The organism is Methanolacinia paynteri (genome assembly GCF_000784355.1).
Lineage (GTDB): Archaea > Halobacteriota > Methanomicrobia > Methanomicrobiales > Methanomicrobiaceae > Methanolacinia > Methanolacinia paynteri.
Genome location: NZ_KN360936.1, coordinates 27130 through 32829, shown reverse-complemented (window position 1 = coordinate 32829; position 5700 = coordinate 27130). Strand labels below are relative to the sequence as shown.

At 51.6% G+C, this 5700-nt stretch carries 5 protein-coding genes and 1 pseudogene; 5 read left to right on the top strand and 1 reads right to left on the bottom strand.

Translation table 11 applies throughout. The annotated features are described in order from the left end of the window. From METPAY_RS15140 to METPAY_RS09575, 5 genes are all read left to right on the top strand, one after another. Positions 1–859 (top strand): NAD(P)/FAD-dependent oxidoreductase (locus METPAY_RS15140; protein ID WP_084600790.1); only part of this gene is annotated, 859 nt, incomplete at its 5' end. A gap of 167 nt (positions 860–1026) precedes the next feature. Beyond that, positions 1027–1812 carry a radical SAM protein gene (locus tag METPAY_RS09590; protein ID WP_245611609.1) on the top strand — a complete coding sequence of 262 codons (786 nt, stop codon included), beginning with the start codon at positions 1027–1029 and terminating at the stop codon, positions 1810–1812. 90 nt (positions 1813–1902) lie between these two features. Then, positions 1903–3009 (top strand): KamA family radical SAM protein, encoded by a 1107-nt coding sequence (locus tag METPAY_RS09585; RefSeq protein WP_048151825.1) that lies wholly within the window; start codon positions 1903–1905, stop codon positions 3007–3009. 280 nt (positions 3010–3289) lie between these two features. Further along, complete coding sequence (locus METPAY_RS09580; RefSeq protein WP_245611607.1) at positions 3290–4006, top strand: YkgJ family cysteine cluster protein; 717 nt, start codon at positions 3290–3292, stop codon at positions 4004–4006. Positions 4007–4060: 54 nt separating this feature from the next. Continuing rightward, the gene (locus METPAY_RS09575; protein WP_048151818.1) at positions 4061–4990 is read left to right on the top strand and encodes a ribose 1,5-bisphosphate isomerase; all 930 of its coding nucleotides are present in this window, start codon (positions 4061–4063) and stop codon (positions 4988–4990) included. 17 nt (positions 4991–5007) lie between these two features. Here METPAY_RS09575 and METPAY_RS15515 read toward each other — a convergent pair. Then, positions 5008–5700 (bottom strand): annotated as a pseudogene (locus METPAY_RS15515) (AMP phosphorylase); the annotation flags it as partial.

Here is a 5700-nt window from a genome sequence, read left to right as displayed (position 1 = left end):
CGGGGCGGGTCCGGCAGGAATGGCGGCGGCAGTTCAGCTTAGCAGGTGCGGCATCAGACCCGTGGTGTTTGAGAAGAATAAACCGGGGGGTCTCCTGCCCAACGCCCGCCTTGTGGAGAACTACCCGGGTTTTCCGGACGGAATCAGCGGTACTGAACTCTCAGACCTTTTCAGGAAACAATTTGAAAAAAGTAGTCATGAACTGAAACAGGAGACGGTGATGCAGCTTGATCTTGATGGAAAAGAATTCCTGATCAGGACAAAGACGGAAACATACCGTTTCGACAGGGTTATCATCGCCTCGGGAACAGTTCCGAAAAAGCCCGGGTGCCATATCGATAACGATGCCCGGGCTTGTACTCACCATGACACATCACAAATCCGGGACCTCTCAGAAAAAACAGTAGCCATAGCCGGCTCTGGTGATGCCGCATTTGATTATGCACTGAGCCTCTGCACGAAGAACGAAATTCTAATCCTCAACAGGGGAGATAAGAGAAAATGCCTGGATATTTTGTTCAAAGAGGCTGTCGGCAGCCCGAATATCACATATCTTGAGAATACAAATATTTCCCGGATTGTAAAGACACAGGACGGCATAATGCTGCAATGCGTATCCGGCGGATCGAATATCGAAATGGATGCGGATTTAATGATCTTTGCAACAGGAAGAGATCCTTGCACAGATTTTATTTCAAGCGAAATTTCCGGCCGAACCAGTGAGCTCACAGGATCGGGTCTTCTTTTCTTCGCAGGTGATGTCAGGAACGGAATACTCAGGCAGACTGCAATATCAGTAGGTGACGGGGTTGCAGCTGCAATGAGGATCTGCAAAGGACCGGGAGGGGATGCAGACTGAAAATTATTGCCGAAGCGGGAAATGAGGATATCGCCCGCGTATACATTGCAGAAATTGATGACGGAAGGAGGATCGAATTTGTTGAATCAGTCCAGCCCCCTTTCACCCGCAGCCGGAAATGGGTGCTGATCGTATCCAGCCTCTTCGGGTGCCCGGTCGGGTGCCGGATGTGTGATGCAGGAGGGGGATACAGGGGGAAACTTTCAGCCGACGATATCTATGCACAGATCGACTATCTTGTCGGAAAGCGGTTTCCGGGGGGATACGTTGATGCTGAGAAATTCAAGATCCAGTTTGCACGTATGGGTGAGCCGGCTTTCAATCCGGCGGTTCTCGATGTCCTTGAGTCACTTAAAAACAGGTACAACGCTCCCGGCCTCATTCCTTCACTCTCGACAATCGCTCCCGAGGGCTGCGACGGATTCTTCAAACGGCTTCTTGAGATCAAAGACGAACATTACAGGGAGAGATTCCAGCTCCAGTTCTCGATCCATACGACGGATCCTGTGGCGAGGGAGTGGCTGATTCCCGTAAAGACATGGTCGTTTGAGAAAATGAAAGAATACGGCGAGTTGTTTTTCGACAAAGGAGGGCGGAAGATTACACTCAACTTTGCTCTCGGGGACAATATGGAGATAGATCCTGAAGTTCTTCTGAAATACTTCCCGCCGGATGTATTCCTCGTAAAGATCACTCCTGTCAATCCTAATTTCAGGGCGCTGGAAAACGGAATCAATTCATTTATCCGTCCCGGAGAGGATGGAACAGATGTCCCGGATCAGGAGATGTTTCCTGTAAAAAAACTCAGAGATACCGGTTATGACGTTATCATGAGCATAGGCGAACCTGAAGAGAACCTTATCGGGAGCAACTGCGGGCAGTATCTTGAGGCATATGAAAGGAGCGGGACAGAATTAAAAGGCGGATACGAATACGAGATACATCGAAAATAATACAAAAACATTCTTTCCCGGATTCGGGATCATCATCCGGTCACCGGGGGAAAGGTATAATATGAAATATGCGATCAACACCTGATCAACATGTACAGCCCGAAGTATGTCACGGACATTACAAAGGTCCCCGGGCTTTCGGAAGAGGAGAAAAAAAAGCTCGCGGAGGTGCAGAAGAAGTTCGCTTTCCGGTCGAACGAGTACTACCTCTCCCTCATCGACTGGGACGATCCTGCGGACCCGATCAGAAAGCTCGTGATTCCTGACCCGGCCGAACTCGAGGAATGGGGCAGGCTCGACGCATCCGGGGAGGCGAGGTACATCGTAGCGCCCGGAATGGAGCATAAATACGACCAGACGGCACTCGTTCTCGTAAGCGACATGTGTGCAGGATTCTGCAGGTACTGTTTCAGGAAACGGATTTTTATGAACGGGGGCGCACGTGAGGTTGCAAGAGACATCGATGCGGACCTCGAATACATCTCTTCCCACCCTGAGATCACGAATGTCCTTTTGAGCGGAGGCGACCCCCTGTTCCTGTCGACGAACAGGCTTGAAAAGATCATCGCACGGATCAGGGAGATAGACCACGTACAGATTGTAAGGATCGGAACGAAGGTCCCGGCATACAACCCTTACAGGATATTAAACGATACAAAACTCCCGGAGGTTATCAGGAGGTATTCCACGGAAGGAAAAAAGATCTATATAATTACGCAGTTCAACCACCCAAGAGAGCTCACGGAACAGGCGATAAAAGCCGTGAACATCCTGCAGAATGCAGGTGCGGTATTTGCCAGCCAGACTCCGCTCCTGCACGGAATAAACGACAACCCGGAGACGATAGCGGAACTCTCCAGGAAACTGTCATTCATCGGTATCGCACCATACTATGTCTTCCAGTGCCGTCCGACACTCGGCAACAGGGATTTTGTCGTTCCCGTGGAAGAGGGCTATTTCATTCTCGAACAGGCGAAGATGAATTGCTCGGGGCTTGCCAAGAGGTTCACGTTCGCGATGTCGCATGTATGCGGAAAGATCGCGATTGTCGGCGTGGATGACGAAAGAACTTATCTAAAATTCCACCAGTCGGCCGAATGGGAGGACATAGGAAAGTTCATGAGTTTCAGGAGGAATCCGGAAGCCCTGTGGTTCGACGACTACAAATCCCCGCTCTCTGAGAAGAAAGTCGTATGAATATATTCCCTCCTTTTGCATTATTCTCACATACATTCGGAGCCTGAAAATGCGAAGCATTTTCTCATCCTCACATACGTTCGGATATTACATACATGGCACTGCTGTATTGCGTACATATCTTACTGCGGCAACCCCGGCACCGGCGGCCCGCGGCGAGGGGTTGTCAAAGGTATTCAAATTTGATTTTTATATCCACACATATTAGCGAAGAGCACCTTTTTTCTGAACGCCGCTACAATATTTCAGCAGATATTTAAGAGGATGCAGCTTGGCCTCGGTGAACTCGATAAATGGAATTGAAAAGAAGACAGGCGAACTCGAAGAAGAGCTCCGGCTCCTTGAGGAATATGACATCGAAGAGCTCTGCTCGGTCATAAAAGAGGTCGGGTTCTCCTGCACCCTCTGCGGCAGGTGCTGTACGAACGAGTTCAACGGGCATGTGTTTCTCCTCGACGAAGACACCGAGAGAGTCAGAAGAATCCGGCCGGATGCGATAGTCCCGGCACCCTTCTTCGAACTCTGCGATCAAAACGGGAACTTCTACGTCTCCGGCTACGCCCTTAAGACGAAGGAGAACGGAGGATGTATCTTCCTAAAAGAGAACAGGTGCACCATTTACAACGAACGGTTCTCCATTTGCAGGATCTATCCCTACATGCTCCACCGCGAATACGGCGAAGACGGAAAACTTGCATGGAGGCAGATCTCAGGACTAAACGATCACGGCGAATACAACACCGATATCCCGGACGAAGACTGCATGAAAGCCGCAGAGGAGACCATCGCATACGAGAAGGCCTTCCTGGAAAAAGAGATCGAGTTCTACAACGATGCACTCCGCCACTTCACGGAATCCGGGCTTAAGCCTGTAAGAAAGGTATACGATCAAAAAATTCGTGAGTTCCAGGCGGGAGAACCTGTAACGGTCTTCGTTCATTTCAGTGGAAAATTCGAGAAGAATACCCTGAAGAAGAGCGATTATATCTCCGCCTGAAACTATTTTTCTCGTAAATTGTATTTAGATTCCCGTCATCTTATCTTTAGGTACATGTCGCTTGAAGATACAGCAGAAAAGATCAGGACGATGGAGATCAGGGGTGCGGCGCTCATTGCAAGAGCCGCGGTGGAAGCACTCTGCAAATATGGCGAAGAGCTCGGGGGACTCGCACTGCCGCAGTTTAAAGAAGAACTGGAGAAGGCTGCGGCGGTTCTCCTTGCAACAAGGCCGACTGCGGTCTCGCTCCCAAACGCCCTCAACATCGTGATGAAGGATGTCAGGAACGCGAACACGATCGCCGAGGCGAGGGAGGCCCTGAGGCTGGGCAGTATCGAATTCATTCGCGACTCGAAGGAAGCACTCTCGAAGATCGCGGAGATCGGTGCAAGACACATCCCCGAAGACGCCGTGATCATGACTCACTGCAATTCGCAGGCCGCAATCGGGTGCATAATCGAGGCGCACAGGCAGGGGAAGGTCAGGGAGGTATATGCAACCGAAGTCAGGCCGAGAAACCAGGGCCTTCTTACTATTAAGGCGTTAAACGATGCAGGAATAAAAACGAACTTCATCGTGGACTCGGCCGCCCGCTTCTACATGAAGAAGGTCGATCTCTTCATCACAGGAACCGATGCGGTTACCGTGAACGGAGCCGTGGTAAACAAGATCGGGACATCCCAGATCGCACTCGCTGCCCGCGAGGCAAGAGTGCCGATGATGGTCGCCGCGGAGACATTCAAATTCGCCCCGAAGACCATCGCCGGCGACCTGATAAAGATCGAAGAGCGTGATTCATCCGAGGTGCTCGACAAAAAGATCGCCGGAGATCTGGAGAATGTCACAATAAAAAATCCTGCGTTCGACGTTACTCCGGCAGATTTCGTCGACCTGATAATAACCGAAAAAGGTGCGATACCCCCCGAGATGGCCTACATCATCATCAGGGACTATCTCGGATGGGAAATAGGGGACTTCAGGTAAAACCCCTTACTCCCGTTTTACTCTGTCTCCGGTCTCCAGTAGCCCGAGGGGACGCGGTCGATAAGCATCCCTTCGACGATAATAGGCATCAGCTGTCTGGCCGTCTCCACCGCCTTCTCCAGCCGCCACCCCCGGTCGGCATATATGGTGAAGATCGGCTCGCCCTTCTCAACACGCTGGCCCTTCTTTTTATGGAGATAGATCCCCGCACCCCTGTCGTTAGGGGCCCCGGCGGACCTCGCGATCGTTATAAGCGCCTTGTTGTTCATCTCGACGACATAGCCGCTCTCCGGCGCCATCACGTCGAACGAGTTCCCGCCCGGTAATATGTTCTCAGCTTTCACGTTCGGGTCGCCGCCCTGGATCTCGATTATCTGCTTCATCTTGTCCAGTGCCTTCCCGTTCTTCAGGAGATCACAGGCGACTACTGCCCCCTCGCCCATCTGGGCCTTTCCGGACATCTCGAGAGCAATTCCCGCGATCGATACGCTCTTCTGCAGAAGCGAACCGGGAACATTGGAGCCTTCAAGTATCGAAAGCGCTTCGCGAACCTCCAGGTTGACGCCGATAGCATGGCCGATAGGCGACTCGCCGTATGTTATCGCACACTCGACCTTCATTCCCAGCCGATCACCGAGATCGATGAATTCGCGTGCAAGCTTTCTCCCCTCCTCGACAGTCGCCACCTTCGCGTTCCGCCCGACCGGGAT

Bases quoted from the DNA above. Each gene is read 5' to 3' on its own strand.
- METPAY_RS09575 (WP_048151818.1), top strand. From the start codon at position 4,061: ATGTCGCTTGAAGATACAGCAGAAAAGATCAGGACGATGGAGATCAGG.
- METPAY_RS09585 (WP_048151825.1), top strand. From the start codon at position 1,903: ATGTACAGCCCGAAGTATGTCACGGACATTACAAAGGTCCCCGGGCTT.
- METPAY_RS09590 (WP_245611609.1), top strand. From the start codon at position 1,027: ATGTGTGATGCAGGAGGGGGATACAGGGGGAAACTTTCAGCCGACGAT.